The sequence below is a fragment of the Paludifilum halophilum genome, from assembly GCF_002245355.1.
GTDB lineage: Bacteria > Bacillota > Bacilli > Thermoactinomycetales > DSM-45169 > Paludifilum > Paludifilum halophilum.
Genome location: NZ_NOWF01000125.1, coordinates 1 through 421, shown reverse-complemented (window position 1 = coordinate 421; position 421 = coordinate 1). Strand labels below are relative to the sequence as shown.

Genomic DNA, 421 nt, shown 5'->3' with positions numbered 1-421 from the left:
ATTCGTGACTTTGTCAACGGCCAACATTTCGCTAGTTTGATGCGGCGTCTTGGTATTCGCCAAAACGACACGATTATTCTCTACGGCGATAAATCCAATTGGTGGGCAGCTTACGCATTGTGGGTATTCACCCTCTTCGGCCATGCAGATGTGCGTCTTCTCGATGGTGGGCGCGACGCCTGGTTCCTAGAAGAACGCCCCAGTAGTTTCGCTGTGCGGGCATTCCCCGAGTCCGATTACCCCATTGTGGAACGCCACGACAGTAGCCTCCGCGTCTACCGCCAGGATGTTCTCGCATCATTGGGGAAAGCTCTTATTATTGATGCGCGCAGCCGCGATGAGTACATAGGAAATACGCTTTCTCCGCATCTTTCCCCCACTGTCTCCCGCTCTGGGCATATCCCCACAGCCTTTAATATCC

General features: G+C 53.4%; 1 protein-coding gene. It reads left to right on the top strand.

The annotated features are described in order from the left end of the window. Positions 1-421: sulfurtransferase (locus tag CHM34_RS18590; RefSeq protein WP_276207726.1), on the top strand; the 421-nt coding region annotated here is incomplete at both ends.